The organism is Streptomyces sp. NPDC029159 (assembly GCF_055564055.1).
This window is the reverse complement of record NZ_JBVHWT010000001.1, coordinates 863,768-890,442: the sequence shown is the minus strand read 5'-3', so window position 1 is coordinate 890,442 and position 26,675 is coordinate 863,768. Positions and strand designations below refer to the sequence as shown.

28 protein-coding genes, 1 tRNA gene and 1 pseudogene are annotated in these 26,675 nt (G+C 70.6%); 7 read left to right on the top strand and 23 right to left on the bottom strand.

The window, feature by feature from the left end; all coding sequences use genetic code 11:
- Positions 1-42: 42 nt before the first annotated feature.
- Positions 43-2,676 (bottom strand): ATP-dependent chaperone ClpB, encoded by a 2,634-nt coding sequence (gene clpB / locus ACZ4U4_RS04000; protein ID WP_467868849.1) that lies wholly within the window; start codon positions 2,674-2,676, stop codon positions 43-45.
- A gap of 294 nt (positions 2,677-2,970) precedes the next feature.
- Here clpB and ACZ4U4_RS03995 point away from each other — a divergent pair, with 294 nt between their 5' ends.
- The 3 genes from ACZ4U4_RS03995 to ACZ4U4_RS03985 all read left to right on the top strand — a co-directional run bounded on the left by ACZ4U4_RS03995 (position 2,971) and on the right by ACZ4U4_RS03985 (position 4,557).
- Positions 2,971-3,552, top strand: a complete 582-nt coding sequence (locus tag ACZ4U4_RS03995) for a Uma2 family endonuclease (protein WP_467868848.1) — start codon at positions 2,971-2,973, stop codon at positions 3,550-3,552.
- 96 nt (positions 3,553-3,648) lie between these two features.
- The gene (locus tag ACZ4U4_RS03990; protein WP_467868847.1) at positions 3,649-4,053 is read left to right on the top strand and encodes a TIGR03618 family F420-dependent PPOX class oxidoreductase; all 405 of its coding nucleotides are present in this window, start codon (positions 3,649-3,651) and stop codon (positions 4,051-4,053) included.
- Between the two features lie 99 nt (positions 4,054-4,152).
- Positions 4,153-4,557, top strand: a complete 405-nt coding sequence (locus ACZ4U4_RS03985; protein WP_467868846.1) for a hypothetical protein — start codon at positions 4,153-4,155, stop codon at positions 4,555-4,557.
- 96 nt (positions 4,558-4,653) lie between these two features.
- Here the strand turns inward: ACZ4U4_RS03985 and ACZ4U4_RS03980 are convergent, their stop codons facing one another.
- The 4 genes from ACZ4U4_RS03980 to dnaK are packed head-to-tail and all read right to left on the bottom strand — an operon-like array spanning position 4,654 to position 8,841.
- Complete coding sequence (locus ACZ4U4_RS03980) at positions 4,654-5,103, bottom strand: heat shock protein transcriptional repressor HspR (protein WP_030284401.1); 450 nt, start codon at positions 5,101-5,103, stop codon at positions 4,654-4,656.
- A 1-nt stretch (position 5,104) separates the two neighbouring features.
- Positions 5,105-6,283: a molecular chaperone DnaJ gene (gene dnaJ, locus ACZ4U4_RS03975; protein WP_467868845.1), complete on the bottom strand. Its 1,179-nt coding sequence runs from the start codon at positions 6,281-6,283 to the stop codon at positions 5,105-5,107.
- Between the two features lie 45 nt (positions 6,284-6,328).
- On the bottom strand, positions 6,329-6,991 hold the full coding sequence (gene grpE / locus ACZ4U4_RS03970) for a nucleotide exchange factor GrpE (protein ID WP_467868844.1): 663 nt from the start codon (positions 6,989-6,991) through the stop codon (positions 6,329-6,331).
- Positions 6,988-8,841: a molecular chaperone DnaK gene (gene dnaK / locus ACZ4U4_RS03965; protein WP_467868843.1), complete on the bottom strand. Its 1,854-nt coding sequence runs from the start codon at positions 8,839-8,841 to the stop codon at positions 6,988-6,990. The genes grpE and dnaK overlap by 4 nt, the downstream gene beginning before the upstream one ends.
- A 318-nt stretch (positions 8,842-9,159) precedes the next feature.
- Between dnaK and ACZ4U4_RS03960 the strand changes: the two genes are divergently transcribed.
- The 3 genes from ACZ4U4_RS03960 to ACZ4U4_RS03950 all read left to right on the top strand — a co-directional run bounded on the left by ACZ4U4_RS03960 (position 9,160) and on the right by ACZ4U4_RS03950 (position 13,250).
- Positions 9,160-11,427 (top strand): heterodisulfide reductase-related iron-sulfur binding cluster, encoded by a 2,268-nt coding sequence (locus ACZ4U4_RS03960; RefSeq protein WP_467868842.1) that lies wholly within the window; start codon positions 9,160-9,162, stop codon positions 11,425-11,427.
- Positions 11,428-11,669: 242 nt separating this feature from the next.
- Positions 11,670-12,170: a GNAT family N-acetyltransferase gene (locus tag ACZ4U4_RS03955; protein ID WP_467868841.1), complete on the top strand. Its 501-nt coding sequence runs from the start codon at positions 11,670-11,672 to the stop codon at positions 12,168-12,170.
- A 174-nt stretch (positions 12,171-12,344) separates the two neighbouring features.
- Positions 12,345-13,250, top strand: coding sequence for a Yip1 family protein (locus ACZ4U4_RS03950; protein WP_467868939.1), 906 nt, complete (start codon positions 12,345-12,347; stop codon positions 13,248-13,250).
- A 116-nt stretch (positions 13,251-13,366) separates the two neighbouring features.
- Here the strand turns inward: ACZ4U4_RS03950 and ACZ4U4_RS03945 are convergent, their stop codons facing one another.
- The 4 genes from ACZ4U4_RS03945 to ACZ4U4_RS03930 all read right to left on the bottom strand — a co-directional run bounded on the left by ACZ4U4_RS03945 (position 13,367) and on the right by ACZ4U4_RS03930 (position 16,785).
- Positions 13,367-14,947: a ricin-type beta-trefoil lectin domain protein gene (locus ACZ4U4_RS03945; RefSeq protein WP_467868840.1), complete on the bottom strand. Its 1,581-nt coding sequence runs from the start codon at positions 14,945-14,947 to the stop codon at positions 13,367-13,369.
- Between the two features lie 156 nt (positions 14,948-15,103).
- Positions 15,104-15,601 carry a phosphoribosyltransferase gene (locus tag ACZ4U4_RS03940; RefSeq protein WP_345088811.1) on the bottom strand — a complete coding sequence of 166 codons (498 nt, stop codon included), beginning with the start codon at positions 15,599-15,601 and terminating at the stop codon, positions 15,104-15,106.
- A gap of 123 nt (positions 15,602-15,724) precedes the next feature.
- Positions 15,725-16,300 carry a dCTP deaminase gene (gene dcd / locus ACZ4U4_RS03935; protein ID WP_030284504.1) on the bottom strand — a complete coding sequence of 192 codons (576 nt, stop codon included), beginning with the start codon at positions 16,298-16,300 and terminating at the stop codon, positions 15,725-15,727.
- A 326-nt stretch (positions 16,301-16,626) separates the two neighbouring features.
- On the bottom strand, positions 16,627-16,785 hold the full coding sequence (locus ACZ4U4_RS03930; RefSeq protein WP_391646787.1) for a hypothetical protein: 159 nt from the start codon (positions 16,783-16,785) through the stop codon (positions 16,627-16,629).
- 286 nt (positions 16,786-17,071) lie between these two features.
- Between ACZ4U4_RS03930 and ACZ4U4_RS03925 the strand changes: the two genes are divergently transcribed.
- Positions 17,072-17,145 (top strand) — tRNA-Gly (locus tag ACZ4U4_RS03925).
- Between the two features lie 63 nt (positions 17,146-17,208).
- Here ACZ4U4_RS03925 and ACZ4U4_RS03920 read toward each other — a convergent pair.
- From ACZ4U4_RS03920 to ACZ4U4_RS03855, 14 genes and pseudogenes are all read right to left on the bottom strand, one after another.
- The gene (locus ACZ4U4_RS03920) at positions 17,209-18,381 is read right to left on the bottom strand and encodes a tyrosine-type recombinase/integrase (RefSeq protein WP_467868938.1); all 1,173 of its coding nucleotides are present in this window, start codon (positions 18,379-18,381) and stop codon (positions 17,209-17,211) included.
- An 8-nt stretch (positions 18,382-18,389) separates the two neighbouring features.
- Positions 18,390-18,578 carry a helix-turn-helix domain-containing protein gene (locus tag ACZ4U4_RS03915; RefSeq protein ID WP_467868937.1) on the bottom strand — a complete coding sequence of 63 codons (189 nt, stop codon included), beginning with the start codon at positions 18,576-18,578 and terminating at the stop codon, positions 18,390-18,392.
- Positions 18,579-18,993: 415 nt separating this feature from the next.
- The gene (locus tag ACZ4U4_RS03910) at positions 18,994-20,517 is read right to left on the bottom strand and encodes a DNA primase family protein (protein ID WP_467868839.1); all 1,524 of its coding nucleotides are present in this window, start codon (positions 20,515-20,517) and stop codon (positions 18,994-18,996) included.
- Positions 20,514-21,014 (bottom strand): DUF2742 domain-containing protein, encoded by a 501-nt coding sequence (locus tag ACZ4U4_RS03905; protein WP_467868838.1) that lies wholly within the window; start codon positions 21,012-21,014, stop codon positions 20,514-20,516. The genes ACZ4U4_RS03910 and ACZ4U4_RS03905 overlap by 4 nt, the downstream gene beginning before the upstream one ends.
- A 221-nt stretch (positions 21,015-21,235) precedes the next feature.
- Complete coding sequence (locus ACZ4U4_RS03900) at positions 21,236-21,457, bottom strand: hypothetical protein (protein WP_467868837.1); 222 nt, start codon at positions 21,455-21,457, stop codon at positions 21,236-21,238.
- Between the two features lie 74 nt (positions 21,458-21,531).
- Positions 21,532-21,909: pseudogene (locus tag ACZ4U4_RS03895) on the bottom strand (bifunctional DNA primase/polymerase); the annotation flags it as partial.
- Positions 21,910-22,126: 217 nt separating this feature from the next.
- Complete coding sequence (locus ACZ4U4_RS03890) at positions 22,127-22,633, bottom strand: hypothetical protein (protein ID WP_467868836.1); 507 nt, start codon at positions 22,631-22,633, stop codon at positions 22,127-22,129.
- Positions 22,634-22,673: 40 nt separating this feature from the next.
- Positions 22,674-22,859: a hypothetical protein gene (locus ACZ4U4_RS03885; RefSeq protein ID WP_467868835.1), complete on the bottom strand. Its 186-nt coding sequence runs from the start codon at positions 22,857-22,859 to the stop codon at positions 22,674-22,676.
- Positions 22,860-23,007: 148 nt separating this feature from the next.
- Positions 23,008-23,307: a hypothetical protein gene (locus ACZ4U4_RS03880; RefSeq protein ID WP_467868834.1), complete on the bottom strand. Its 300-nt coding sequence runs from the start codon at positions 23,305-23,307 to the stop codon at positions 23,008-23,010.
- Positions 23,308-23,310: 3 nt separating this feature from the next.
- A complete protein-coding gene (locus ACZ4U4_RS03875; protein WP_467868833.1) occupies positions 23,311-23,454 on the bottom strand; it encodes a hypothetical protein in 144 nt (47 codons plus the stop codon).
- 14 nt (positions 23,455-23,468) lie between these two features.
- Positions 23,469-23,885 carry an NUDIX domain-containing protein gene (locus tag ACZ4U4_RS03870; protein WP_467868832.1) on the bottom strand — a complete coding sequence of 139 codons (417 nt, stop codon included), beginning with the start codon at positions 23,883-23,885 and terminating at the stop codon, positions 23,469-23,471.
- A gap of 17 nt (positions 23,886-23,902) precedes the next feature.
- A complete protein-coding gene (locus tag ACZ4U4_RS03865; RefSeq protein WP_467868831.1) occupies positions 23,903-24,091 on the bottom strand; it encodes a hypothetical protein in 189 nt (62 codons plus the stop codon).
- Positions 24,082-24,345, bottom strand: a complete 264-nt coding sequence (locus ACZ4U4_RS03860) for a hypothetical protein (RefSeq protein ID WP_467868830.1) — start codon at positions 24,343-24,345, stop codon at positions 24,082-24,084. The genes ACZ4U4_RS03865 and ACZ4U4_RS03860 overlap by 10 nt, the downstream gene beginning before the upstream one ends.
- Before the next feature lie 149 nt (positions 24,346-24,494).
- Positions 24,495-26,621, bottom strand: coding sequence for a cell division protein FtsK (locus ACZ4U4_RS03855; RefSeq protein ID WP_467868829.1), 2,127 nt, complete (start codon positions 26,619-26,621; stop codon positions 24,495-24,497).
- Between the last annotated feature and the right edge of the window lie 54 nt (positions 26,622-26,675).

Sequence of the window (26,675 nt, the reverse complement as noted above, 5' to 3'; positions counted from 1 at the left end):
CGCCCCGTCCTGGCAACCCCGGACGGGGCGGAGCGTGGCGCGTCAGACGGCGGCGCGGGCGGACACCACGGCGAGGTGGTCGCCGTCCACGTCGACGCGGACGGTGTCGCCGTCCAGCACGTCGCCCGCGAGGATGGCGCGCGCCAGCTGATCGCCGATGGCGGTCTGCACCAGGCGGCGCAGCGGCCGGGCGCCGTACGAGAGGTCCGGCGCCGGGGCGCCTGCCACCGGCTCCTGGCCGAGCCAGGCGAGCCAGGTCAGGGCCGCTTCGCTGACGTCGAGGGTCAGCCGGCGGTCGGCGAGGCGCCTCTGCAGGTGGTCGATCTGGATCTGCGCGATCCGCTGGAGCTGGTCGGTGCCGAGCGGGTGGAAGACGACGAGGTCGTCGAGGCGGTTGAGGAACTCCGGACGGAACGACGCCCGGACGCTCTCCAGCACCTTCTCCTTCTTCTGCTCCTCCTTCAGCAGGGGATCCATCAGGAAGTTCGAGCCGAGGTTGGAGGTGAGGATGAGGATGGTGTTCCGGAAATCGACGGTACGGCCCTGGCCATCGGTGAGGCGGCCGTCGTCGAGGACCTGGAGCAGCACGTCGAAGACCTCGTGGTGGGCCTTCTCCACCTCGTCCAGCAGCACCACGCTGTACGGCCGGCGGCGGACCGCCTCGGTCAGCTGGCCGCCCTCCTCGTAGCCGACGTAGCCGGGAGGCGCGCCGACGAGGCGGGCGACGGAGTGCTTCTCGCCGTACTCCGACATGTCGATGCGGACCATCGCCCGCTCGTCGTCGAAGAGGAAGTCGGCGAGCGCCTTCGCCAGCTCGGTCTTGCCGACGCCGGTGGGGCCGAGGAAGAGGAACGAGCCGGTGGGCCGGTCCGGGTCGGCGATCCCGGCGCGGGTGCGGCGGACCGCGTCGGAGACCGCGCGCACCGCCTCGCCCTGCCCGATCAGCCGCTTGCCCAGCTCGTCCTCCATGCGCAGCAGCTTCTGCGTCTCGCCTTCGAGGAGGCGGCCGGCGGGGATGCCGGTCCAGGAGCCGACGACGTCGGCGATGTCGTCCGGGCCGACCTCCTCCTTCACCATCGACTCGGCGGACGCCTCCTGCTCCGCCTCGGCGGCGGCCGCCGCCTCCAGCTCCTGCTCCAGCTTGGGGATCTCGCCGTAGAGCAGCTTGGAGGCGGTGTCGAAGTCGCCGTCGCGCTGCGCGCGCTCGGCCTGTCCGCGCAGGTCGTCGAGGCGTTCCTTCAGCTCGCCGACGCGGTTGAGGCCCTGCTTCTCCTTCTCCCAGCGGGCGGTCAGCCCACGCAGCTCCTCCTCCTTGTCGGCGAGGTCGCGCCGCAGCTTCTCCAGCCGAGCGACGGAACCGGCGTCGGTCTCGTTCTTGAGCGCCAGCTCCTCCATCTTCAGCCGGTCCACGGAGCGCTGGAGCTCGTCGATCTCGACGGGCGAGGAGTCGATCTCCATCCGCAGCCGGGACGCGGCCTCGTCGACGAGGTCGATGGCCTTGTCCGGCAGGAAGCGGGAGGTGATGTAGCGGTCGGAGAGGGTGGCGGCGGCGACCAGCGCGGAGTCGGCGATGGCGACCTTGTGGTGCGCCTCGTAGCGCCCCTTGAGACCGCGCAGGATCGCGACGGTGTCCTCGACGGTCGGCTCGGCGACCAGCACCTGCTGGAAGCGGCGCTCCAGCGCCGGGTCCTTCTCGATCCGCTCGCGGTACTCGTCCAGCGTGGTCGCGCCGACCATCCGCAGCTCACCGCGGGCCAGCATCGGCTTGAGCATGTTGCCGGCATCCATCGCGGAGTCGCCGCCGGCGCCCGCGCCGACGACGGTGTGCAGCTCGTCGATGAAGGTGATGATCTGGCCGTCGCTGGACTTGATCTCCGCCAGGACGGTCTTCAGCCGCTCCTCGAACTCACCGCGGTACTTCGCGCCCGCGACCATCGCGCCGAGGTCGAGCGCGACCAGCCGCTTGTTCCGCAGCGACTCGGGCACATCACCCTTGACGATGCGCTGGGCCAGCCCCTCGACCACGGCGGTCTTGCCGACGCCGGGCTCGCCGATCAGCACCGGGTTGTTCTTCGTCCGGCGGGAGAGGACCTGCACGACCCGGCGGATCTCGTGGTCCCGGCCGATGACCGGGTCGAGCTTGCCCTCACGCGCCGCCGCGGTGAAGTCCGTACCGAACTTCTCCAGCGCCTTGTACGTGCCCTCCGGGTCGGCGTTGGTGACCCGCCGCTCACCGCGCGACTCCTCGAAGGCGGCGAGCAGCTTCTTGGCGGACGCGCCCTGCTCGTCGAGGAGCGCACCGGTCGCGCCGCCCTTGGCCGCGATGCCGATGAGCAGATGCTCGGTGGAGACATAGGCGTCGCCCAGCTCCTTGGCGCGGTGAGCGGCGTCCGCGAGGACGGCCAGCAGCTCGCGGTCGGGCTGCGGCGGCGCGACCGTCGAGCCCTGCACGCTGGGGAGCGCGGCGAGCCGCCGCTCGGCGCCGCCGCGCAGCACCGCGGCGTCCGCGCCGACGGCGGCCAGCAGATCGGTGATGTTCGCGTTGCTGTCGGCCGGCCCGGCCAGCAGTGCGAGCAGCAGATGGGCGGACGTCATGTCCGCGTGCCCGGCGGTGATCGCCCGCTCGTTGGCGGCGCTCAGCGCCTCCCGGCTCTTGTTGGTCAGCTCGGCGTCCACGGTCGCGGGGTCCTCCTCGTGCTCGGCGTCATGCTCGGGTCGACGTTCAGTAAGTTGAGTCTACGACACTCAAGAGTGAAGTTGAGCGGGGGCGGCTCAAGATTGTGCTCAAGATTCCGGAAAGGGCGGCGGCCGGCGGCCCACCCGGGTCCGGTGCCGAGCCTGCCGCGCCGCGGCGGCATCCGGGTTCCCCGGGACGCCCGGGGCCACACCTACGGGTGAACGGGTTGGCATATGCCTGCGGCACCCGGCGCGCGGCGCCGACACTGGCCCCGAACGCAACGGAGGTGCAGCATGACGGCTATGGCATACGAGCCGACGGCGACCGACCAGCAGTCCCTCCTGGACGACTTTCTCGGCATGGACACCCCCAACGGGTACCGCGCCGAGTTCATCGAGGGGGAGATTGTTCTGTCACCGCCTACTGACGGGGATCACGAGGACTACCTGGACCTCATCAACGACCAGGTGAAAGCGGCGTCCGCGACCCGCATGCAGATCTCAGGCGGGAAGGGGCTCATCCTTCCCGGAGCGTATCTCGGTCTCACAGACCGGGTGATCCCGGACGCCACAATGGCACCCTGGTCCCTGCGCGTCTTCCGGGGCGCTCCACCATGGATGTCACCCGACGGTGTCGCCCTGGTGGTCGAGGTGACCAGCACCAAGCCCGACCGGGACCGCACGGACAAACGCCACTCCTACGCCCGCGGCGCCCTCCCCCTCTACCTCCTCGTCGACCGCGAGACCTCCATGGTCACGCTGTTCAGCAAGCCCGAGGGCGACGACTACCGCGAGTCCCACCCCGTCCCCTTCGGCACACCGCTGCCGCTCCCCGCCCCCTTCTCCTTCACGCTGGAGACCGGCGACTTCCTCTGAGACGGCCGCCACCAGGGGCCGGGCCGCCCGCGCGGGGCCCGGCCCCTCGCCGTACGCGGAAAAAGGCGGCCCACCGCCCGTCGCTACGCTTCCCCCATGGCTCACGATCTCGCCGCCCTCGACCCCTCCTACCTCGCCTTCTGGGGTGAGCACGTCATGTCGACGCTGACCACACCGCGGCGCGACGGCTCCCCGCACGTGGTGCCGGTCGGCGTCACGTACGACGCGGAGCAGCGGATCGCACGGGTCATCACCCGCGGCGGCTCCACCAAGGCGCGCAATGTGCGGGCCGCGGGGGCGGACGGGGCGCGGGTCGCGGTCTGCCAGGTCGCGGGGCGGCGGTGGGCGACGCTGGAGGGGATCGCCCGGGTACGGACGGACGCGGCGGCGGTCGCGGAAGCCGAGCGCCGGTACGCCGAGCGGTACGGCCGGACGCCGACACCCAACCCGGAGCGGGTGGCGATCGAGATCACCGTGACCCGGGCGCTCGGCCGCGCCTGAGCGGGTACGACGGTGGTGCGCGGCGGGTGTGCGCGCCGTTACCGCGGGCGCCGTCCGCCGGTATCGTCGCCCGCACACCGACCCCGTCCGAAGGGCACGATGAACCCGGTCCGCGCCACCGCCCTCGCCTGTCTGATGCCGCTGTCGGACCTGGGCGACGAGCCCTTTCTCGTCGACGACCGGGGCCAGCACGCGATGTGCGAGCGGTGGGCGGCGGCCCGCGGCTACGACCTCACCTGCCGGCTGAGCCTGCACCGGCTGCCCGCCGGGCACCCCACGCTCTGGCGCGATGTGGACCGCGGACTGGTCGACGTCTTCGTGGCCCCGCACCGCCGCGCGCTGGAGCACGCCGTGGACGACGCCGACGCCTTCGCCGCCCGCTGCGCCGCCGCCGGCGTCCGCCTGGCCACCGCCGACCTCGACGAACCGGTCTACGACCGCGCCCTGACCTCGGGCGTCCACCGCCGCCTGTCGATGCCGACGGCGGGGTACAGCGGACGCTGAGCGGGCCCCCGGTGAGCCCCGGGCCCCCGCCTGCGGACATGCGAAAGGGCCGGGTCGCCCCGGCCCTCTTCGCTGCTCACCACCGCGCTCCGGCGGTCACTCGCCCCGCTTGGGGCGCCACACCACCAGCGCGCTGGTCTGCTGCACATCCTGATACGGCACCAGGTCGCGGCGGTAGGACGCATGGACCGCGGCCTCCCGCTGCTGCATCGCGCTGGCCGCGCCCTCCAGGGCGCCCTGGAGTTCGGCGACCCGCTGCTGGAGGGCGGTGACCTGGTTCTCCAGCTCGATGATGCGCTTGATGCCGGCGAGGTTGATGCCCTCGTCCTGGGACAGCTGCTGCACCGTGCGGAGCAGTTCGATGTCCCGGGCGGAGTACCGGCGGCCCCGCCCGGCCGTGCGGTCGGGCGAGACCAGGCCCAGCCGGTCGTACTGACGCAGGGTCTGCGGATGCAGGCCGGAGAGCTGAGCCGCGACGGAGATGACATATACCGGCGAATCTTCGGTCAGTTCGTACGGATTCCGACGGTGACCCCGGCTGTCCATCTCATGCTCCCTTCGCGGCCTGGAACAGCTCCGCCCGCGGATCATGATCCGCGGTCGCCTCGCGATAGGACTCCAGCGACTCCTTCGCCTTGTCGCCGAGGTCCTTGGGAACGATCACCTCGACGGTGACCAGCAGGTCACCCCGGGTGCCGTCCTTGCGTGCCGAGCCCTTGCCCCGCGCCCGCATGGTGCGGCCGTTGGGCGTGCCCGGTGCGATCTTGAGCGTGACGGGCGGCCCGCCCAGCGTCGGCACCCGCACCTCGCCGCCGAGCGCCGCCTCCGGGAAGGTGACCGGCACCGTGACGGTGAGGTTGTCGCCCTTGCGGCCGAAGACCGGGTGCGGCTGGACGTGCACCACGACGTAGAGATCGCCCGCCGGACCGCCGTGCTCGCCGGGCGTGCCCTTGCCGCGCAGCCGGATGCGCTGCCCGTCGGAGACGCCCGCCGGGATGCGGACCTGCATCGTCCGGGCGCTGGTGGCCCGGCCGCTGCCCTTGCAGACGTCGCAGGGGTTCTCCGCGATCAGGCCGCGGCCCTTGCAGTCGGCGCACGGATCGGTGAGCGAGAAGCCGCCGCCCGCGCCCCGGCTGACCTGACCGGTGCCCACGCAGGTCGGACAGACCCGCGGGGTGCCGTTCTTGTCGCCGGTGCCCGAGCACGCCTTGCACGGCTCCTTGCTGGACATCCGCAGCGGGACCGTGGCCCCGTCCACCGCCTCGGTGAAGCTCAGCGTCACCTCGGACTCGATGTCCTGCCCCCGCCGCGGCTGGGTACGGGTGCCCGCCCCGCCGCCGCGGTTGAACAGGCCGCCGAAGACGTCCCCGAGGCCGCCGCCGAAGCCGCCGGCACTTCCCTGCTGGCCCGGCGTGCCCCCGAAGAGGTCGCCGAGGTCGAAGTTGAAGTTGCCGCCGCCCCCGCCGGGACCGGGCCGGAAGCCGCCGTTGCCGAACAGCGCCCGCGCCTCGTCGTACTCCTTGCGGCGCTTGGGGTCGCCGAGGATGTCGTTCGCCTCGGAGATCTCCTTGAAGCGCGCCTCGGCGCCGGAGTCACCGGTGTTGGCGTCCGGGTGGTTCTCCCGGGCGAGCTTGCGGTACGCCTTCTTGATCTCGGCGTCGGTGGCGTCCTTCGGGACGCCGAGGACCTTGTAGTAGTCCTTCTCGACGAAGTCCTTCGTGCTCATCCCCGACGTCCCTCCTTCCGTGTCTTCTTCTCTGCCGTCCGCACGTCAGCCCTCGTCCGGGCCACCGTTTTCCTCGTCCGAAGCCTTGGCGCCGTCCTCGGATGCGGACTTGCCGCCCTGGGCGCCGGGCTGCGGCTCGGCGACGGCGACCCGCGCGGGGCGGATCGTTCGCTCACCGATGCGATACCCGGGCTGCAGGATGGCCACGCACGTGGTCTCCGTGACGTCCGGTGCGTACGAGTGCATCAGGGCTTCGTGGATCGTCGGGTCGAAGGGCTCGCCCTCCTTGCCGAACTGCTGCAGGCCCAACTTGGCGACCACGGTCTCCAGCGATTCGGCCACCGACTTGAAGCCGCCGACCAGCTCGCCGTGATCGCGGGCGCGACCCACGTCGTCCAGGACCGGGAGCAGCTCGGACAGGAGGTTCGCCGCGGCGACCTCCTTGACCGCGACGCGGTCCCGCTCCACCCGGCGCCGGTAGTTCTGGTACTCGGCCTGGAGCCGCTGGAGGTCCGCGGTGCGCTCGGTGAGCGCGGAGCGGGCCTGGTCCAGCTGCGCGGTGAGCGCGACGTCCTGTGCGCTCTGCTTGTCGTCCCCGGCCGGGGCCGAGCCCGCCTTGTCGGCGGACTCGGCTCGTGCCGCGTCGTCAGCTGCGGACTCGGCGGAGACGTCGGGCTTCTCGTCGAAGCCCGGGGTCTCCTCCGTCACGCCGCACCGTCCTTCTTGGGCTTCTCGTCGTCGACGATCTCGGCGTCCACGACGTCGTCCTCGGCCTTGGCCTCGCCCGCACCGGCGCCCGCGGCACCGGCCTCGGCGCCCGCGGCCTGGGCGTCGGCGTACATGGCCTGGCCCAGCTTCTGCGAGACGGCGGCGACCTTCTCGGTGGCGGTGCGGATCTCGGCGGAGTCCTCGCCCTTGAGCTTCTCCTTCAGCTCACCGACGGCGGTCTCGACCTCGGTCTTCACCTCGGCGGGGACCTTCTCCTCGTTGTCCTTGAGGAACTTCTCCGTCTGGTAGACGAGCTGCTCGCCCTGGTTACGGGACTCGGCGGCCTCGCGGCGCTTCGCGTCCTCGTCCGCGTACTGCTCCGCCTCCTGGCGCATGCGGTCGACCTCGTCCTTCGGCAGCGAGGAGCCGCCGGTGACGGTCATCTTCTGCTCCTTGCCCGTGCCCAGGTCCTTGGCGGTCACGTGCATGATGCCGTTGGCGTCGATGTCGAAGGAGACCTCGATCTGCGGGACACCGCGCGGGGCCGGCGGCAGGCCCGTCAGCTCGAACATCCCGAGCTTCTTGTTGTACGCCGCGATCTCGCGCTCGCCCTGGTAGACCTGGATCTGCACGGACGGCTGGTTGTCCTCGGCCGTCGTGAAGATCTCGGAGCGCTTCGTCGGAATCGTGGTGTTCCGCTCGATGAGCTTGGTCATGATGCCGCCCTTGGTCTCGATACCGAGGGACAGCGGGGTGACGTCGAGGAGCAGAACGTCCTTGACCTCGCCCTTGAGGACACCGGCCTGGAGGGTCGCGCCCATGGCGACGACCTCGTCCGGGTTGACGCCCTTGTTGGCCTCCTTGCCGGCGGTCAGCTCCTTGACCAGCTCGGCGACGGCCGGCATACGGGTCGAACCGCCGACCAGGACCACGTGGTCGATCTCGGACAGCGAGATGCCGGCGTCCTTGATGACGTTGTGGAACGGGGTCTTGCAGCGGTCGAGCAGATCGCTGGTGAGCTGCTGGAACTGCGAGCGCGTGAGCTTCTCGTCCAGGTGCAGCGGGCCCTCGGCGGAGGCGGTGATGTAGGGAAGGTTGATCGTCGTCTCGGTGGAGGACGACAGCTCGATCTTCGCCTTCTCGGCGGCCTCGCGCAGCCGCTGGAGCGCCATCTTGTCCTTGGACAGGTCGACGCCGTGGCCGTTCTGGAACTGCTTGACCAGGTGGTCGACGACGCGCTGGTCCCAGTCGTCACCACCGAGGTGGTTGTCACCGTTGGTGGCCTTCACCTCGACGACGCCGTCGCCGATCTCCAGCAGCGAGACGTCGAAGGTGCCGCCACCGAGGTCGAAGACCAGAATGGTCTGGTCGTCCTTCTCCAGGCCGTAGGCGAGCGCGGCCGCGGTGGGCTCGTTGACGATGCGCAGGACGTTCAGACCCGCGATCTCACCGGCCTCCTTGGTGGCCTGGCGCTCGGAGTCGTTGAAGTAGGCGGGGACGGTGATGACCGCGTCCACGACCTTCTCGCCCAGGTACGCCTCGGCGTCACGCTTGAGCTTCTGCAGGATGAAGGCGCTCATCTGCTGCGAGTTGAAGCCCTTGCCGTCGATGTCGACCTTCCAGTCGGTGCCCATGTGGCGCTTGACCGACCGGATGGTCCTGTCGACGTTGGTGACCGCCTGGCGCTTCGCGACCTCGCCGACCAGCACCTCGCCGTTCTTGGCGAAGGCGACGACGGACGGCGTGGTCCTGGCGCCCTCGGCGTTGGTGATGACGGTGGGCTCACCGCCTTCGAGAACACTGACGACGGAGTTCGTCGTGCCCAGGTCGATGCCGACCGCACGTGCCATGTCGATTCCTCCAGTGACTTGAGTGGAACGGACTCAAGCATGCATGAGCCTCCAAAACCTGTCAACAGACTTGAGTCGTGACCACTCAAGTTTTATACGGGCCTTATCCTCACCGGCACGATCAAGGAGGAGCCTCCGGGGCACGGTGGCCGCCCGGCAGGCGCGCGCCGCCCTCGCGCGGGGGCGCCCGCGCGACGCAGATCACCGGCCGGGCGGCTTCATGGGGCCCCGGATACTGGGTAACCTCAGCGCAGACCCGAAAAGTTACTGCTTAGTAGTCGCAGTAGTCCCCGCTCTCGCAGGCCCGAGGAGCCATCAATGCAACTCGCCGCGATCATCGTGTCGCTGGTCCTAATCGCGGTCGGCGTCGCGCTGTTCGGCCGTGCCATCGCACAGATCTACCGCTTCGTACGGCTCGGCCAGAACGTCCCCGCCGGCTCCCGGACCGACGACCCGAAGCAGCGCACCGTCACCGTGGTCAAGGAGTTCCTCGGCCACACCCGCATGAACCGCTGGGGCGTCGTCGGCGTCGCGCACTGGTTCGTGGCGGTGGGCTTCTTCTCGCTGCTGCTGACCATCGTCAACGCCATCGGCCAGCTCTTCAAGGCGGACTGGCTCCTGCCGATCATCGGCGACTGGGCCCCGTACAACGTCTTCGTCGAGTTCATCGGCACGATGACAGTGCTCGGTATCCTCGTGCTGATCGCGATCCGCCAGCTGAGCAAGCCGGGCAAGCCGGGCCGCAAGTCCCGCTTCAGCGGCTCCAACTTCGGCCAGGCGTACTTCGTCGAGGCCGTCATCCTCATCGTCGGCGTCTGCATCTTCATGCTGCACGCGCTGGAGGGCGCCCAGCACCACGTCAACGGCTACGAGGCGTCGTTCTTCCTCTCGTACCCGGTCGTCAGCTGGCTGGAGGGGATGGACGTCGCGACGCTCCAGAACCTCACCTACTTCTTCGCCGGGCTGAAGATCGCGACCTCCTTCATCTGGATGATCACCGTCGCGCTCAAGACCGACATGGGCGTCGCCTGGCACCGCTTCCTCGCCTTCCCCAACATCTGGTTCAAGCGCGAGGCGGACGGCGATGTCGCGCTCGGCGCGCTGCAGCCGATGACCAGCGAGGGCAAGGAGATCGACTTCGAGGACCCGGGCGAGGACGACCAGTTCGGCGTCTCGCAGATCGAGCACTTCTCCTGGAAGGGCATCCTCGACTTCTCCACCTGCACCGAGTGCGGCCGCTGCCAGTCGCAGTGCCCCGCGTGGAACACCGGTAAGCCGCTCTCCCCGAAGCTGCTGATCATGGCGCTGCGCGACCATGCGCACGCCAAGGCGCCGTACCTGCTCGCGGGTGGCGGCAAGGACGCCGAGGGCGCGGAGAAGGCGACCGCCGAGCAGCTGGCGGACGTCCCGGCGGCGGCGCTGGCCGAGGCCGAGCGCCCGCTGATCGGCACCCTCGAAGAGGGCGGCGTCATCGACCCGGACGTCCTGTGGTCCTGCACCACCTGCGGCGCCTGCGTCGAGCAGTGCCCGGTCGACATCGAGCACATCGACCACATCGTCGACATGCGCCGCTACCAGGTCATGATCGAGTCCAGCTTCCCCAGCGAGGCGGGCACGATGCTGAAGAACCTGGAGAAGAAGGGCAACCCCTGGGGCCTGGCCAAGAAGCAGCGCCTCGCCTGGACGAAGGAGGTCGACTTCGAGGTCCCGGTCGTCGGCAAGGACGTCGAGGACCTGACCGAGGTCGACTACCTCTACTGGGTCGGCTGCGCCGGCGCCCTGGAGGACCGCGCGAAGAAGACCACCAAGGCGTTCGCCGAGCTGCTGCACATCGCGGGCGTGAACTTCGCGATCATGGGCGGCGACGAGAAGTGCACCGGTGACTCCCCGCGCCGCCTGGGCAACGAGTTCCTCTTCCAGCAGCTCGGCGCGGAGAACGTCGCCACGCTGAACGCCGCCTTCGGCGAGGACGACGAGGACGAGTCGACCAAGAAGCCGAAGTCCTCGAAGAAGATCGTCGCGACCTGCCCGCACTGCTTCAACACGATCGCCAACGAGTACCCGCAGCTCGGCGGCGAGTACGAGGTCATCCACCACACGCAGCTGCTCCAGCACCTGGTGGACGAGGGCAAGCTGGTGCCGGTCACGCCCGTCGAGGGCCTGATCACGTACCACGACCCCTGCTACCTCGGCCGGCACAACAAGGTCTACACGCCGCCGCGCGAGATCATCGCCAAGGTGCCGGGCCTGCGGAACGAGGAGATGCACCGCCACAAGGAGCGCGGCTTCTGCTGCGGCGCCGGCGGCGCCCGCATGTGGATGGAGGAGCGCATCGGCAAGCGGGTCAACAACGAGCGGGTCGACGAGGCGCTCTCCCTCAACCCCGACATCGTCTCGACCGCCTGCCCGTTCTGCCTCGTCATGCTGACCGACTCGGTCAACGGCAAGAAGAACGACGGCACGGCGAAGGAGTCGATCCAGGTCGTGGACGTGGCCCAGCTGCTGCTGGACTCCGTCAAGACGCCGATCGACCCCACCGACGACGCCCCGGCGGAGGACGCGCCGGAGCCGGAACCGGCGAAGTGATCCCGGCACCCGTGGCCCCCTAGGGGCCGCGCCCCACGGCAACGGCCGGTCCGCATCGACCTCACCTCGATGCGGACCGGCCGTTGGCTTGTCCGGGGGCCCGGTAGGAGAGGACCGGTTGCGGGCCCCGGAAGCCCGTGGGCGCCGCCGCCCGGCACCGCCTCCCCGGACTCTCCCCAGGCGTCTCCCGCCCCGGAAAAAACCACGCGACGTCCGCCCCGCCGTCCGGCACGATGACGGCCATGACCTCTGCCCCGGCACCCGACGCGCGCCCCGGCGCCGCGACCCCGGACGACGGCGTCCGCATCCGCCGCGCCACCACGGCGGACGCGCCCGCCATCGCCCATGTCCACCGCGAGTCCCGGCGGGTCACCATGCCCTACCTCCCGCCGCAGCGGCGGGGCCTCGATGACGTCATCACCTGGGTCCGCGACCATCTGCTGCCCGGCTGCACCGCCTGGGTGGCCGAACGCGGCACGGAGATCGTCGGCTACGCCGCCGTCCGCGACGACGAGCTGGAAGACCTCTACCTCCACCCCGGCGAGCTCCGCCGCGGCCTGGGCACCCGGCTCCTCGAAAAGGCGCTCGCCCACCGCCCGGACGGCCTCACCCTGCACGTCTTCGAGGCCAACACCGGCGCCCGCGCCTTCTACGAGCGCCACGGCTTCACCGCCGTCGCCGGCGGCTCCGACAACATGGAGGGTCTGCCCGAGCTGACCCTCCACCGGGGCCCGACCGGCTGAGGCGGGGCGTCCCGTCGGGGCATCCCCTAGGGGGCATGGCCGGTTTGCGCAGGTAGCGGTGTCCGGTTCCCCCTAGGGGATGTCACAGCTCGGCAGCAAAGGTCCCCCGTCGTCCCCGGGTCACCACGGGGATCGCGCGGAGCAGGTACGTTCGAGGGCGTGGCTGGATTCAGGATGGGTCGCGGACAAGATCCCCGCGCCGCACAGGACAGGCAGCAGCAGGGGCAGCAGGCGCCGTACGGGCAGGGCCCCTACGGACAGCAGCCCCCGCCCCCGCACGCCCAGTGGCAGCAGCCGCAGCCCGGGCAGTACGGCGGGCCGGGTGCCACACAGCCGGACCGCCCCGGCGAGCCCGAGTACTTCGGCGACGGCGGCTACCAGCAGCCGTACACCCCGTACTCCCAGGCCGACGCCCCCGGGCACACCCAGCAGTTCAGCCTCGGCGAGGCCGACGCGTACGGGCAGCAGCCCTACGGTGACGACGGGCAGTACGGCGACGCCGGCGTCTACCAGGCAGGGCAGAACACCGCCCCGTCCGGCCCCCGGATGCACTGGAAGCAGCTGCTGCCCGGCATCGTGCTGCGGCCGGTCGCGACGTTCTGGCAGATGCGCGACCACCAGGTCTGGGCGCCCGCACTGATCGTCTCGTTCCTCTACGGGCTGCTCGCGGTCTTCGGCTTCGACAAGGCGCGCGAGGACGTCCTCAACGCCACGCTGGCGCAGAGCATCCCGTGGGTGCTGATCACCGCCGTGATGTTCATCGTCGGCAGTCTGATCCTCGGTGCGGTCACCCACACCCTCGCCCGCCAGCTCGGCGGCGACGGCGCCTGGGCGCCCACCATCGGCCTGTCGATGCTGATCATGGCGATCAGCGACGCGCCCCGGCTGCTGTTCGCGATGTTCCTCGGCGGCGACAGCCCGCTGGTGACCGTCCTGGGCTGGCTGACCTGGCTGGCCTCCGGCTTCCTGCTGACACAGATGGTCAGCAAGTCCCACGACCTGCCGTGGCCCAAGGCCCTGGGCGCCTCCGCGATCCAACTGGTCGCCCTGCTCGCCCTGGTCAAGCTCGGCACGCTCTGACCGTACGGCGGCCCGGGCCTGTTTCACGTGAAACGGGCGCCGCGGCCCGTACGGACCGAAAGGCCCCGCCCCCGGATCTCGTCCGGAGGCGGGGCCCTTCGCCATGGCCGGTGTCCTCAGCCGCGGGTGAACTTCTGCGCCGCCGAGCCGTCGCAACTCTCCAGCCGCAGCGGGTCCTTCGCCGCCCGCAGCGTCAGACAGAGCGAGGCGGCCGCCGCCGGGCGGTAGGTGCCGCCGCTGCCCTCGGTGAAGCGCTGATTCTCCGCCCCGGAGCAGTTCCACACCACCAGCGCGGCACCCGCCTCGTAGCGGCCACCGGGCACGTCGAGGCAGCGGTCATGGGTCAGCTCGGTGTGGAGCGACCGCTCACCGGAGTCGTACCACCAGCCCTGGTTGCGCTGCCCGAGGCAGTCCCAGCCGCCGACCGCCGTGCCGTTGGCGGAGGCGCCGCCGGTGAGATCCGCGCAGGTCCCGGTGGCCGCGTTGCGCAGCGGGCGGAACGCGTCGTCCCAGGCGCCCGGGTACAGCTGCGGCTTCCCGGTGCTCGCCGGGTCGGCGCAGGACGCCTCGCGCAGCCCGCTGCCGTAGAACTGCGTCAGGCAGGAGGCGAAGGCGGCGTGGCCCCTCGCGTTCGGGTGGAAGGACTGCCGCACCGAGTTGGCGTCCGGCGGGAACGGGTTCGAGACGTCCACGTAGAGCCCGCGCGCCCAGGTGTCCTCCGTGCAGACCTCGTGCCCGTGGAAGAGCCGCGAGGTGTCGAGGTACTCCGCGCCCGACGCGTTCGCCGCCTTCCGCACTCCGCGTTCGAACGCCGGGACCGCGGTGTTCCGCCCCCACGCCGAGTCGGAGGTGTAGCCGGTGCAGCCGCCCGGGAGCTTCCCGGGGAAGTTCGGGTTGTCGGTCATGTCCGGCCCGATCGGACTCGGGTACGACATGAGCACGAGGTGGTAGTCGCCGTCCGCGTATCCGGCGCCGCGCATCACGGTCCGCAGGTCACCGACGGTCCGCTCGACCTTCGGCACCAGTGCGTCGACCCGCGCCTGCCAGCCCGGCTGGTACTTCGGCTCGCAGGTGCCCTGGAGCGTGAGCCACCGGCTCACGCAGTCCGTCATCACCGGCCCGAACTGCAGGTCGTCGTTGGCGCCGACCATCATCACGATCATCTTGACCCGGGTGTTCCGCGCCGCCGCGGCCAGACTGTCGCTCTGCACCTCCTCGTCCGGGTACTGCTTGTCCCCGCCGATCACGATGTTCCGGCTGTACGCGCCCGAGCAGGCCACGTTGTACGTGACATCCGCCGGGACGCCGGTGCGGTGGATCGCCGAGTCCGGCGAGCGGTGGCACCAGTTGTCCGGCCCGTTGGTGCCCGGCTCGTACGTGCCGACGCCCTCGCCGGATATCTCGCTGTCGCCCAGCGAGATCAGCGAGGTCTTCCGCTCGTCGAACGGCCGCACCGCCGGGTCGCCGTAGAGCCGGGTGGCCTCCCGCGCCCGGGCCGCCTCCACCCGGGGCGCCAGGGGCGCGCTGGCGGTGGCCTCGGAGTGGGCCGCCGGTTTCGCCGCCGCGGGTGCCGCGACCGCCGCGCCCGTCCCACCGCCGGTGCCCCACACCACGGCCAGCGCCGCGACGGCGGCCACCGGCCACCGTCTGCCGCGCCGCCCCGGTCCCGCCCGCCGCACGGTTCTCACACGTGCCATGAGGTCTCCCCTCCGGTCCGCTGTTACCGCCGGTTTCTACTCGGCGGGACGGAACGGCGGAACGCCCGGAACGGTATTGGCCGAAACCGGCGCGCGGGAACGCCGAAGGGGCCGCGGCGCAGCGCCACGGCCCCTTCGGTTCGGTCCAGCCGCCCGTCAGGCGTCCAGCACCTGGTTGTCCCGGCGGACCACCGGCGGCTGCACGGACCACGGGAAGTTGATCCAGTCGTCGGTGCGCTTCCAGACGTACTCGCACTTCACCAGCGAGTGCGACTTCTCATAGATCACCGCGCTGCGGACCTCCGCGACGGTGTCCTTGCAGAAGTCGTGCACCAGCTTGAGCGTCTTGCCGGTGTCGGCGACGTCGTCGGCGATCAGCACCTTCTTGTCGCTGAAGTCGATGGCGTTCGGCACCGGCGCCAGCATCACCGGCATCTCCAGCGTGGTGCCCACGCCGGTGTAGAACTCCACGTTCACCAGGTGGATGTTCTTGCAGTCCAGCGCGTACGCCAGACCGCCGGCGACGAAGACCCCGCCGCGGGCGATCGACAGCACGATGTCGGGCTCGAAGCCGTCGTCGGCGATCGTCTGCGCCAGCTCACGGATCGCCCCGCCGAACCGCTCGTACGTCAGGTTTTCCCGTACGTCACTCACGTATCTCTCTCAGACCTTCTCTGTCCTACGCCCTGTGCGCGCCACGCGCCGGGGCGCAAGCCCCGCCTTCCGCACGCCGTACGCCACCCCCGCCGACGCACGCGCGCTCCGGCGGGCGTGCCTTCACACCTGAGTACGGTGGAAATTCTTGAAGGACCGCGACGGGGTCGGCCCCCGCTGGCCCTGGTACCGGGAGCCGTACCGCTCCGACCCGTAGGGGTGCTCGGCCGCCGAGGTCAGGCGGAACATGCACAGCTGCCCGATCTTCATCCCCGGCCAGAGCTTGATCGGCAGCGTCGCCACATTGCTCAGCTCCAGGGTCACGTGCCCGCTGAACCCCGGGTCGATGAACCCGGCCGTCGAGTGCGTCAGCAGCCCCAGCCGTCCCAGCGAGCTCTTGCCTTCGAGCCGGGAGGCCACGTCGTCCGGCAGCGTGATGACCTCGTACGTCGAGGCCAGCACGAACTCGCCGGGGTGCAGGATGAACGCCTCGTCCCCCTCCGGCACGACCTCACGCGTCAGGTCGGCCTGCTCCTGAGCGGGGTCGATGTGCGGGTAGCGGTGGTTCTCGAACACCCGGAAGTAGCGGTCGAGACGGACGTCAATGCTGGACGGCTGCACCATCGACTCGTCGTAGGGGTCGATGCGCACCCGGCCGGCGTCGATCTCGGCTCGGATGTCCTTGTCTGAGAGAAGCACGGGGACGAGGATACGCGCCCACCCGCGCGGACCCCACCCGCGATGGGGTGGGCGTGACCTGCGCAACTCAGGGGCCCCGGCACCTGCGGGACGCGGGGGCTCCCCCGGCCGGGGAAGGGATACGAGGAGAACCCGGGCCGGGCGCCGCGCACGAGGACGGCCCGGGCCGGGCTGGGCAGCGGATGCGGGGAGGCCCTATCGGGCGCCATACATGACGACGGCCCGGCCCCCACCGGGACCGGGCCGCCATCCGTCACTCCTGCTTCCGTCGGTACTCCTGCTTCCGGTTCCGGCCCGCCGCGACACCTGCCGGGCGGACCGCCGGGCTACCGCTTCGCGTACTCCACCGGGACCGCGTTGCGCAGCCGCGCACAGCGCGGACACCGCAGCAGCCGCCCGGGACCCAGCCGGTCGGTGGTCTGCATCGGGAACGAAGCGGTGCTGAACACGTGCCCCTCGGCACAACGGACGACGGTGCGCTCCATCAAGTCCTCTCCCAACTGCGTGGACAACGAAAGCCACATTAGGGGATCAACCGGGCGCCTTTTCCAGCGGCACTCCGCCGCCCGAAAGCCCCCACCGAGAACCGTGAACCCACCCCGCGCACCACCCGGGGAACCACCCCACCGTACGCCCCAACTCCCGCACCCCACAGCCGCTTCACACGAGGGGGCCCACCCGCTCCGCACCACCCGCAGGAGGACCCGGCACACACCGGTCGCACCATGGGGTACAGTGTCCGCAGTTATCGCCGCACATTCCGGCGGCTACGCGGGTGTAGTTTAATGGTAGAACATGAGCTTCCCAAGCTCAGAGCGCGGGTTCGATTCCCGTCACCCGCTCCAACGAATCCGGCCCAGCTCAGGGACACAAGTCCCCGGCTGGGCCGTCGTGTTGTCTAGACCGATTCAGGCGCCGCGCACCACCTCCGCACCACCTTCCCCTTCCTTCACCGCCTCGGACGCCTTCTTGCGCGCCTCACGGACCATCCGGTCAAGGCCACCGGCCACCTCCCGCTGACGGTCGAGATCCGAATGCTGGTAGATGAGAGCGGCCCGCTCGGTGGACTGACCTGCCCGCACCATCGTGTCCTTCAGCGTCGCCCCGGACCGCGTCGAGAGGGTGTGCCCGGTGTGACGAAGGTCGTAGGGCCGGAAGTTGTCCGGCAACCCGACCGCCGTGCGCGCCCTGCGCCACTTCCGGCCGAAGGAGGAGCGCCGAAAGGGCGCCCCCTTCTCCCCGACGAACAGCAACCCGTCCTGGGGCTTCTCCGCGTACCAGTCGAGATGGCGCCGCAGATCCTTGTGGAGGAACCCGGGGAGCACGATGCACCGTCGGCCGGCATCCGACTTGGTGTCCCCAACGGCGCGCTTCCCGGTCGTCAACTCCGGAGCCGCCGCCCGGACCCGGATCGTCATGGCGTCCAGGTCCACGTCCTTCCGGCGCAGTTCTGCCTGCTCCTCGGGCCGCAGCGGGCCGTAGGCGCCGAGGAAGACCATCAGCCGCCAGCGCGGGCCCACGGCGTCGGCCAGAGCGTCCACCTGCTCAACGGTCGCCGTAGGCCGCTCGGCCGCCGACTCCTTGCCCGCGCCGCGGATGCGGCACGGGTTCCGGCGGATCAGCTCATCGTCAACCGCCGTCTCCAGGATGGCCTTCAACAATCGGTAGGTCTTGGCGACCGTGGTCGCGCCGGTCGCCTTCAACCGCTCCGTCCTCCACTTGCGGACACCCGGCGCAGTGATCTCGTCCAGGTCGAGTTCACCGAGCTGGGGCAGAAGGTGGAGCCGCAGGAGCCGCCGGTACAGCTCCTCGGTGGTGGCGGCGAGGTCGCGGTCCTCCACCCACTCCAGCGCGTACTCCTGGAAGTTGACCGCGCCCACGTCGGGCGCCCGCCAGTCCCCCCGCGTGAGGTCCGCCTCGACCTGCGACAGCCAGATCTCCGCATCCGTCTTGCTGTCGAACGTCTCGGGCGCGCGGTGCCGCTCGCCGGAGCGGTCCAGGTAAGAGGCAGTCCAGCGGCCGGAGCGGTACTGCCGCACCGCGCCGAACCGCCGCATGTTCGCGCCGGGCTCGGGCCCCATCTTCGCCATCAGGCAGCCCTCCTACGGGTGGCGCGGCTAAGGGCCGGAACGGTTCGCGAGGTCAAGAACTCCGCGACGGAGCTTTCGGGGATGAGAACGCGACGCTGGTCCTTCACGTACGTGATGCGCCGCTCAGCGATCAAGCGGCGGACGAACCGTTCTCCCCCCAGAAAGGCGGCAGCTTCGCGCACGGTCAGGTGAGGTTCGAGTACCGCAGGCGTATCGCTGCGCGGCTTCACAATGGATAGGCGAGTCATCGCTGTTACCTCCAGTGGACGAGGGAACGGCTACGCGGCGTGAAGATCGCCCATGCTGGCGATTGCCGGAGCGCGCACTTTTCTGTTTTCGTCCGTCTCAGCGACTCAGTCCGTCTCAGTGCAGGTCAGGGGCCTTGCTCTGAGAGTTGGGGATCCGACTCACGTCCGACTCAGGTCCGTCTCAACGCGACTCAGGCAGCGAGCGGAGCGCGTTGAGACGGAGGCTGAGCCGGACGTGAGCCGGTGGAACGCACACCGAGTCGATCGGAAATCCGCAGGTCATCGGGGTGCGTGAGTCGCTGAGTCGCTGAGACGGATAGTTTCGAGAAAGTTGTTGGACTTCTCTGGGGTCTGGCTACCGACAGTCAGGGCAGAGCGGTTTGCCGAAGGGGCCGTAGCGGACGGTCGGGGTGTGACAGCGGGTGCAGGGGCCGACGTTCGGACCGCTAAGACCACTGGCTGCCGCGCCTGGGCCGGAGTCAGCTTCGTCCGGGGGCGGGGCGGTGAGGGTGATGCCGGTGTAGGTGGGGACCTGTCGGCCGGCGTCGTCACGAGGACGGGAGCGGCGGAGCTGGGGGACGACGGACTGGAGGTTGCGGGCGAGGGATTGCTTGGTGCCGACGGACTTGATGCCGTTGTCCTCGGCCCACTCCTTCCAGATCGTCCAGAGCTGGTCGACGGGGACGGTCGCGTCGTGCCCGGTGGTGCAGCGTTCGCGGACGAACGCGGAGACGGGGGATGCGGTGTCCTGCATGGTGAGGACCGATTCGCGGGAGGAGGCCGGGTCGGTGATGCGGCCCTGTTCCTCCAGGCGGGCCAGGCCGTCGAGGGCCCAGTTGAGGATGCCGGGCATCTCCGCGGTGAGCTTGTCGGTCAGCTCGGTGTCTTCCTTGCCGAGCCAGGACTCGGTCATCTTCAGCACGATGAACCGCCGCGCAATGACGCCGGAGGAGTCGCCGAACTCGGGCAGCTCGTTGGACAGGACCATGAGTCGCGTCGGCAGTTTGCCGGTCCACGGGTCGCGGAACTTGCGGTCGATGTCGATGGTGTCCTCGCCGGAGATGGTCAACAGTCGCTCCACCACCGGGCCGTTGTCCCGGCCGGACAGGCGTGCGTCGGAGATGACGGCGAGGGGCTTACCCACCAGGGTGGACAGTCCGAAGTTGCTGCCCATGCTGGCGAGGGTGGGCCCGGCGATGTTGTCGCGGCCGGTCAGCTCTTTGAGGACACGGGCAATGGTGCCTTTGCCGGAGCGGGTCGGGCCGATGATCAGCAGGATCTTCTGCTGGTCGGTGCGGCCGGACAGGACGTAGCCGAACCACTCTTGCAGGGCCCGGATCGCTTCGGGGTCGTCCGGCCAGAGTTTGTGGAGGAACGCCTCCCATTCGGGCGCCGCGGCGTCCTGGTCGTAGGCGAACGGGACGGAGACGAGGTTGAAGAGGCTGGGCGAGTGCGGGAGGAGGGCCCGGTCGTGGACGCGCAGGATGCCGTTCTCGCAGGCCACGATCGGACTGTCATCGCTGGTCTTGCCGTCGATCCAGGACGGGGTGTCGGCAGTCGACGGCAGGAGCGTGATGGCGCCGGCCGCGTCCAGCAGGCCGTTGATCTTCGGCTTCGTGGGCGCCCAGTCGCGCTCCTCGAACTCCCCGTCCGTCTTGGTCGGCGCCATGTAGACGGCGTGCTCCAGTCGCAGGTACATCTCCGCACGGATCTGCTCTTCGTCCAGCTCCTGCCAGCAGGTGCCGGTCCAGTGCATCCACGATCCGCGCCAGCGGCGCCGCAGCATCTTCCCCTGCGGGTTCTGCCACGAAGCCAGGACGTGCCGTGCGGCAGCCATGGGGTTGGACGGCGGGGGGACTTCCTCGGCGTTGATGCTCATGCCGCGATCACCTCGGCGGCGGGTGCGTGGCTGTGGGGCAGGTCGACCTGCTGGCCGTCGAGGTGGTGGCGCCACCAGCCGGGACGCCCGGGAATGGCAATCGGGGACCAGCCGGGACTGGCCTCCACGGGCCAGGCGGGACGGGGGTGCCGGCGTGCGGCCAGCTCCTCAACGGTCGGCACGCTGGAGAGCCGCAGGCGTCGCAGGGTGCGTCGAGCCTGGTCGTTGGCGTCCGCGGTGACCTCCCGGAACCAGGCGTCCGGGTCGGAGTCCATCAGCGCGTCGAAGCGGGCCTGTTCGGCGGTGTGGCGACGCCAGCGTTCGGCGGCGTCCAGGACGGCGGCCAGCCGCTGCGGGGTGTCGAGAGGCAGCCCGCACCAGGCCGCGGTTGCGTAGGCGGGGAAGCCGCCCGCGAAGTAGGCGGCGCGGGCCCGGTCCCACAGGACGTCGGCGAACTCCTGCGGGGCGGGTCGCGGTACGGGGGGCGGTTGGGTCATGCTGGGGTCCTCCTGGTCTGTGACTGGACTGGAGACCAGGGCGGGCCGCCTCTCGCCAAAAGACAGCGGCCCGCCCTGACCATGAGGGGAATCGAACGAACGAGCACCCCGTGACCTCTCGGGACGCGGTTCGTTACCCGGCCGGAGGCCGGGTGCAGGTCACCAGGGCAGGCCGCCTCTCGACAAAAGAAGCGGCCCGCCCTAGCCATCTCTGGTGGTGATCAGTCCTGCGTGTCCTCGCCCTCCACGTCGAGGAAGGCGATGCTGAGGTAGAGGTCCGCGTCCGGGTCCGGTGCCGGACTGGAGGGCCGGGGGCAGGACTTACCGCGTTCCTTGCAGTGGCAGGCGTAGAGGTCGGGCATGTCGGGATGGTCGACGGCGTAGCACTCGTCGCAGTGGCCGCGCTTACAGGCGGCGCACAGGCCGGGGATGCGGGGAGACATAGGAACTCCTGTCAGTGGTCGGTGAAGGCGTGGGTGATGGCGTTGGTGAGTTGGTTGATGGTGTGGCGGGCGTCGGTGCGGGTGGGCGGGAGGTGGGCGTGGGCCCAGGCGACGGCGTCGGCGTGGTCGAGGTCGACGACGGTGAGACGGACACCGGCGGGGTGGTAGGCGACGGCGGCGGCCTGCCTCCACGCGGCCGCCCAGGCCGGGGACGTGAGCGTGGCGGCGTCCGTGGTGGCCGCAGCCCAGGCATGGCAGGGGCGTGGGCACATGCAGGGCCCGGCCTGCTTCATGTTCGGCCGGCCGCCGCACGCGTTCTTCGCGCAGGCGGCGCAGTTCCCGAAAGGGGCCTTGCCCACACGCAGCGGCAGGACGGGCACGCCGCGCCGGGCGAGGTCGAGTGCGACGGCGAGGTGTCCGGATGCTCGCGGAACGGGGGTGTGTTGGGTCATGCTGGGGTCCTCCTGTCTGGGAGACCAGGGCGGGCCGCCTCTCGGCAAAAGACAGCGGCCCGCCCTAGCCATAGGGGAAATCGAACGCGTGAGCGGCCAGTGACCTCTCGGGGGCGCTGCTCGTTACCCGGCCGGAGGCCGGGTGCGGGTCACCAGATGTTGCGGCGGCACCGTGAGGGCCCGGCGAAATGTCGCCGGGCCCTCACGGTGCGGGTGGTCAGAGGGACCAGAGCGGGGTCAGTCCGAGTGCGCGGCGGCGGTATGCCTCGGCGATCTCGGCTGCGGGCCGTGTCTCGATGCAGGGCGGGCAGGCGTTCTCGTCGCGGTCGGCGGCGACGGCGTAGACGGGCCGCCACGGCCCGCGCCCCTCGGTGAACTGTCCACCGCAGACCGGGCAGAGGACCTGGTAGGTGGCCTCAGCGTGCGTGCCGTAGCTGTCGACGACGAGCCCGTTCTCGACGTGAGCGCTCAGAGCCTGGGCCCGGTCCCCGGCGGTGCGCGTGTGGGCGTGCCAGGTGCGGTCTGCGGGATCGTAGGGGCCGGGCGGGGTGGGCAGGCAGGCTGCGCACCAGGGGCGGAGGTAGACCGCGGGGTCGGTCAGGACGTGGGTCGCGACGTTCATGCCGGCGTCGTCGGCCCCGGTGGCGCCGCAGTGGTAGCAGGCCCAGAGCGGGGCGATGTCGGCATCCGGGTCGAAGGGGAAGATCCTCGTAGCGTGCGTCATGGCGTGAGTGTCCTCTCACAGATCGTGTTGGACGAGGGTGTTACCGGACGTCGCCGCCGTCCTGCTGCGGGGCGTCCAGGCGGTGGTGGGCCGTGGCGTACAGGCGCACGCGCCGCCGGTCGCGGGCGGGGTAGGTGCGCACCTTTCCGAGGACGAACGTGTCGGCCAGGTCGCCGGTGATGCGGTCGACGTCGGCGGGCTCGCAGATGATGCGGATCTCGAACATGACTGCCTCTTCTCAGGAGACGGCGCGGCCGGGCGTTCCGACCACGCCGGTGCCGTGCGTCCTTGACGGCAAGGCGAAGGAAAGGACTCTCAGGACCTCAAACCCGGGCTCTCCGGGACCTGCCGGAGGCGCCTCCACCAGTCGGCTACTACGCTGCGTCGCCCCAGGTGACGGTCATGGCGCACGCGGACATCCGCTTGCCGGCGGCGGCGTGGACGTCCTCGTGGGCGGTGTCGCGGACGGTGTCGCAGACCAGGAGGCCGTCCTCGGTGAGGGTCCATCCCGCCTCGTCGTCGGCGGTCGCCTGGTCGAGGGCCTCTTCCGGGCTGTCGAAGTGCTGGGTGTACCCCTCCATGTCGCTGCTGCCGCCGCACAGGGAGCAGACGGGGATGTAGCAGGAGACGGGGCGGGTGTGGCGTGCGGCGACGGCCTCGATCACGGTGTCCACGGGTCAGTTCCTCTCGGTGTCGACGGAGACGCTGGTGACGTTGTCCGTGGTGAAGGGCAGATCCTCATACCAGCGGGTGGTGTCGGCATCGGCGGAGGTGGCCTCGACGGTCTCGCCGGTGGCGGTGGTGATGGTGATGGCGTCCATGGCGGTCTCCTGTGTCAGTGGCCGGTGGCGGTGCGGAGGATGTCGGCGTGGTCGAAGGCCAGCGGCGGCAGGGCGTTGATGGGCCACCAGGCGGCCTGGCGGGCGTCGTCCCCGGCGATGATCGGGGTGTCGGCGGGGACGACGACGAGGTAGGCGACGGTGATGTACCTGCCGCGCGGGTCGCGGTCGGGCATGTCCCAGACGCCGAGCTGGCGCAGGTCGCGGTAGGCGACGCGGACGCCGGTCTCCTCCTCCAGCTCCCGCACGGCCGCCGTGAGGCTGGTCTCGCCGGGGTCGACGTGGCCGCCGGGCAGCGCCCACATGCCCTCATAGGGGTCCCAGCCGCGTTCGATGAGCAGGACGCGGTCGTCGGGCGTGATGGCGATGATGTCGGTGGTGTAGCGGATGGTCTCGAACGTCTCGGTTTCCATGGGTTCCCCTACGGGTGTCAGTGGCCGGTGAGGGTGCGGGTGACGGCGTTGGTGAGCTGGGTGATGGTGTGGCGGGCGTCGGTGGAGGCGAGGTAGAAGCCGAAGAGGACGGCGACGAGGGCGGCGCCGATGCCGAGAGATTTGAAGCGGATCAGGAGGGCGAGGAGGACGCCGAAGAGGGCGACGAGGGAGATCGTTATTGCCACGGCAGGGTGTCCTTGGTGGGTCGGTTGGGGCGGGTGCCGTCGGTGTGGAGGCGGTGGGCGTGGTTGTGGAGTCGGCGGCCGATGCGGAGGCGGGTGCGGTGGCCGCGGCAGCGGCGGCAGGGCTTGAGGTTGCGGCCGGTGCGGTTGCGCAGGCCGGTGCCGGAGCAGCGGCGGCAGACGGCGAACGGCCGGACCATGCACAACAGTGCGTAACCGGCGCAGGCTGCGAGGATGAGGAAGCTAGCGGCCAGCATGTGGGGTGTCCCTTGCTGTCTCGGGTGTTTTCCGGGGTTGTCGCAGGTCAGGCGCTAGGAGCTAGTTGCCTGATCAGATGGCCTGCGGGGTGCTAGCGGGGCCGCTAGACCTAGCGCGCGAGGGTGCTAGGTCTAGCGGCGGTGCTGGGTCAGGCTGCGGCCCGCTCAGCGTTACGGCGTGTGATGGCGGCGGTGATGTCGGTGCGGTCGATGCCGCGGCGGTTCTTGCCTTCGCCGTCGTCGGTGGTGCCCCACACCTGGGTCGTCTTGATGCCCCAGGGCTTGAGGGCGGCGGCGACGTTCTCCGCCTTCCAGCCGGTGTAGAGGTCGGGGTGGGCGGCGGCGAGGCGGGCGGCGATCCGCTCGGACCACACGGCCTTCTCCATCGGGGCGATGACGTCGAGGACGTCGGCCAGCACGTCGCTGGTGCTGCTCTTCTCGGGGCCCTTGCCGAGGGCGTGGCCGGTGACGTTGCCGTACTCCTCGCGCAGCTGGCGGGCGCGGGCGGCGATCTGCTCGGCGGCGACCGCGTCCACGAACGCGGAGGCGACGATGCGGGGGTCGTCGCCCTCACCGGCCATCCAGCAGATCCCCCGGTCGGAGCGGGAGAACATGGTGGCCCGGTAGCCCGCCTTGTACATCGAGGTGCCGAGCACCATGTCGTTGGCGGGCTGGCCCATGACCTTCAGGCAGAACCGCAGGACCGCGTTCGCTGAGATGCCGGTGGGCAGGGACTTGGCGTCGGGCCGCTGCGTGCCGAAGAGGGCGACGATGCCGAGGGCGGGGCCGCGTTTGACGAGGTCGGTGCAGATCGCCTCGATCTCCTTGCCGTGCTCCTCGTGCTCGAACGGCACCTGGCACTCGTCGAATCCCGCCACGATCGGATGCAGGCCAAGCGCCTTGTCGCTGGCCAGCTCCGGGGTGACCTTCGACTCCGGGCACCGGGAGCGCGGCAGGTTCTTGATGACCTTTGCCCGGCGCCGCAGCTCCTCCTTCAACTCCCGCAGCGCGTCGAGGACATAGGTGATGTCCTCGTCCTCCTCGCCCGCTCGGTAGCGGTGGCAGACGGGCTCCAGGGCGCCGAAGTCACCGGTGCCCTTGAAGTCGAACGCGTGCAGCTCGGCGCGGGGGTCGAGGGCGGCGATGAGGAGGAACAGCCGCATCAGGAACGTCTTGCCCATCCGCGGGATGGAGCCGACGACGACGGACGCGAACATCAAGGTGACCGCCACGTCGCGCATGCGCTGGTCGTTGCCGAACACCACGGGCTTGAACAGGTCGACCTGCCCCGTCTTGGCGAGCGGCCAGGTGGGCTTGGTGGTCTCGTTCATGGGTTTGTCGCCGACCCAGAGCACCAGGCGGCCTTCGTGCTCGGTGGGGTCGGGGGCGGGCCAGACGCAGCCGACCTTGCGGCGCAGGCCGGAGGCGAGGGGCTTGCGGGCCTCCATGATGTCCTCCGGCGTGACGCCGTAGGGCAGGTCGAGGTCGGCGCGGTAGCCGGGGCCGTCCCGGACGATCTCGGAGGTGAAGCGCATGCCGTTCATGTCGCCGCCCTTCTTGATGGCGGCGGAGATCTTCGCGTTGCCGATGGCGTCCATCCCCCGCAGCACGATGGACCCGGTGAGCTTCTGCACCTCCGTCTTGAGCACCGCGGGGCCGATGACGGGGGCGTCCTTCTGCTGGCCTGCGGCGCCGAGGAGGAGGACGCCGCCGGCGGCGAACGCGTAGAGGGCGCCGGGGGCCATGACGTAGAGCCACAGGGCGAAGCCGAGGCCGAAGACGGCGGCGATGAGGGTCACCAGGCCCCGCAGGCGGACGCGTCCGGCCCGCAGGCGGGACAGGCGCATGTACTCCTCGGCGTCCTCGTTGCGGACCGCGACCGCCCGCAACGGGGCAGCCTCCCGGTCCCAGACCCACCGGCCGGTGGCGGCGACGAACCGGCAGGCGCCCCGCGGCGCCATGAGGCTCAGGCGGGCGGCGTAGACCGGGATGCGCACACCGTGGTAGCCCGCGGCGTAGGTGGCGTTGGCGGCGGCGTGGCGGGTGGTGGCGGTGAAGTCCCGCCGGTTGGTGAGCCACCCGGCGAGGATCGGCCGGCGCTTCTCGGTGGTGACCTTCGGCTCCGGCAGGTTCGGATTGTCGACCGCCACCGCCCGCGCCCCCTCCTCCCCGTCGTCGGGGACCGGGGCGGGCTCGGCGGCGGGCTTGGGGTCGGGGACGGCGTGCAGGCGGGCGGCGGGAGGTGCGGTCTCGTCCTGAGTGACGGTGTCCGTCATGCTGGTATCTCCTGTCGTGCCGTGTGGTGGGACGGGGCCCGGGGCGGCCGAGTG

What these genes read in the sequence shown, in the direction of transcription:
- dnaJ (WP_467868845.1), bottom strand. Translation starts at nt 6,283, where the DNA reads ATGAGCACGAAGGACTTCGTCGAGAAGGACTACTACAAGGTCCTCGGC.
- ACZ4U4_RS03885 (WP_467868835.1), bottom strand. Translation starts at nt 22,859, where the DNA reads ATGTTCGAGATCCGCATCATCTGCGAGCCCGCCGACGTCGACCGCATC.
- ACZ4U4_RS03995 (WP_467868848.1), top strand. Translation starts at nt 2,971, where the DNA reads ATGACGGCTATGGCATACGAGCCGACGGCGACCGACCAGCAGTCCCTC.
- ACZ4U4_RS03930 (WP_391646787.1), bottom strand. Translation starts at nt 16,785, where the DNA reads ATGGAGCGCACCGTCGTCCGTTGTGCCGAGGGGCACGTGTTCAGCACC.
- ACZ4U4_RS03890 (WP_467868836.1), bottom strand. Translation starts at nt 22,633, where the DNA reads ATGACGCACGCTACGAGGATCTTCCCCTTCGACCCGGATGCCGACATC.
- ACZ4U4_RS03875 (WP_467868833.1), bottom strand. Translation starts at nt 23,454, where the DNA reads ATGGACGCCATCACCATCACCACCGCCACCGGCGAGACCGTCGAGGCC.
- ACZ4U4_RS03900 (WP_467868837.1), bottom strand. Translation starts at nt 21,457, where the DNA reads ATGTCTCCCCGCATCCCCGGCCTGTGCGCCGCCTGTAAGCGCGGCCAC.
- ACZ4U4_RS03955 (WP_467868841.1), top strand. Translation starts at nt 11,670, where the DNA reads ATGACCTCTGCCCCGGCACCCGACGCGCGCCCCGGCGCCGCGACCCCG.
- ACZ4U4_RS03980 (WP_030284401.1), bottom strand. Translation starts at nt 5,103, where the DNA reads ATGGACAGCCGGGGTCACCGTCGGAATCCGTACGAACTGACCGAAGAT.
- ACZ4U4_RS03945 (WP_467868840.1), bottom strand. Translation starts at nt 14,947, where the DNA reads ATGGCACGTGTGAGAACCGTGCGGCGGGCGGGACCGGGGCGGCGCGGC.
- ACZ4U4_RS03855 (WP_467868829.1), bottom strand. Translation starts at nt 26,621, where the DNA reads ATGACGGACACCGTCACTCAGGACGAGACCGCACCTCCCGCCGCCCGC.
- ACZ4U4_RS03920 (WP_467868938.1), bottom strand. Translation starts at nt 18,381, where the DNA reads ATGGGGCCCGAGCCCGGCGCGAACATGCGGCGGTTCGGCGCGGTGCGG.
- ACZ4U4_RS03905 (WP_467868838.1), bottom strand. Translation starts at nt 21,014, where the DNA reads ATGACCCAACCGCCCCCCGTACCGCGACCCGCCCCGCAGGAGTTCGCC.
- ACZ4U4_RS03910 (WP_467868839.1), bottom strand. Translation starts at nt 20,517, where the DNA reads ATGAGCATCAACGCCGAGGAAGTCCCCCCGCCGTCCAACCCCATGGCT.
- ACZ4U4_RS03990 (WP_467868847.1), top strand. Translation starts at nt 3,649, where the DNA reads ATGGCTCACGATCTCGCCGCCCTCGACCCCTCCTACCTCGCCTTCTGG.
- dnaK (WP_467868843.1), bottom strand. Translation starts at nt 8,841, where the DNA reads ATGGCACGTGCGGTCGGCATCGACCTGGGCACGACGAACTCCGTCGTC.
- ACZ4U4_RS03870 (WP_467868832.1), bottom strand. Translation starts at nt 23,885, where the DNA reads ATGGAAACCGAGACGTTCGAGACCATCCGCTACACCACCGACATCATC.
- ACZ4U4_RS03950 (WP_467868939.1), top strand. Translation starts at nt 12,345, where the DNA reads ATGGGTCGCGGACAAGATCCCCGCGCCGCACAGGACAGGCAGCAGCAG.
- ACZ4U4_RS03985 (WP_467868846.1), top strand. Translation starts at nt 4,153, where the DNA reads ATGAACCCGGTCCGCGCCACCGCCCTCGCCTGTCTGATGCCGCTGTCG.
- ACZ4U4_RS03960 (WP_467868842.1), top strand. Translation starts at nt 9,160, where the DNA reads ATGCAACTCGCCGCGATCATCGTGTCGCTGGTCCTAATCGCGGTCGGC.
- ACZ4U4_RS03860 (WP_467868830.1), bottom strand. Translation starts at nt 24,345, where the DNA reads ATGCTGGCCGCTAGCTTCCTCATCCTCGCAGCCTGCGCCGGTTACGCA.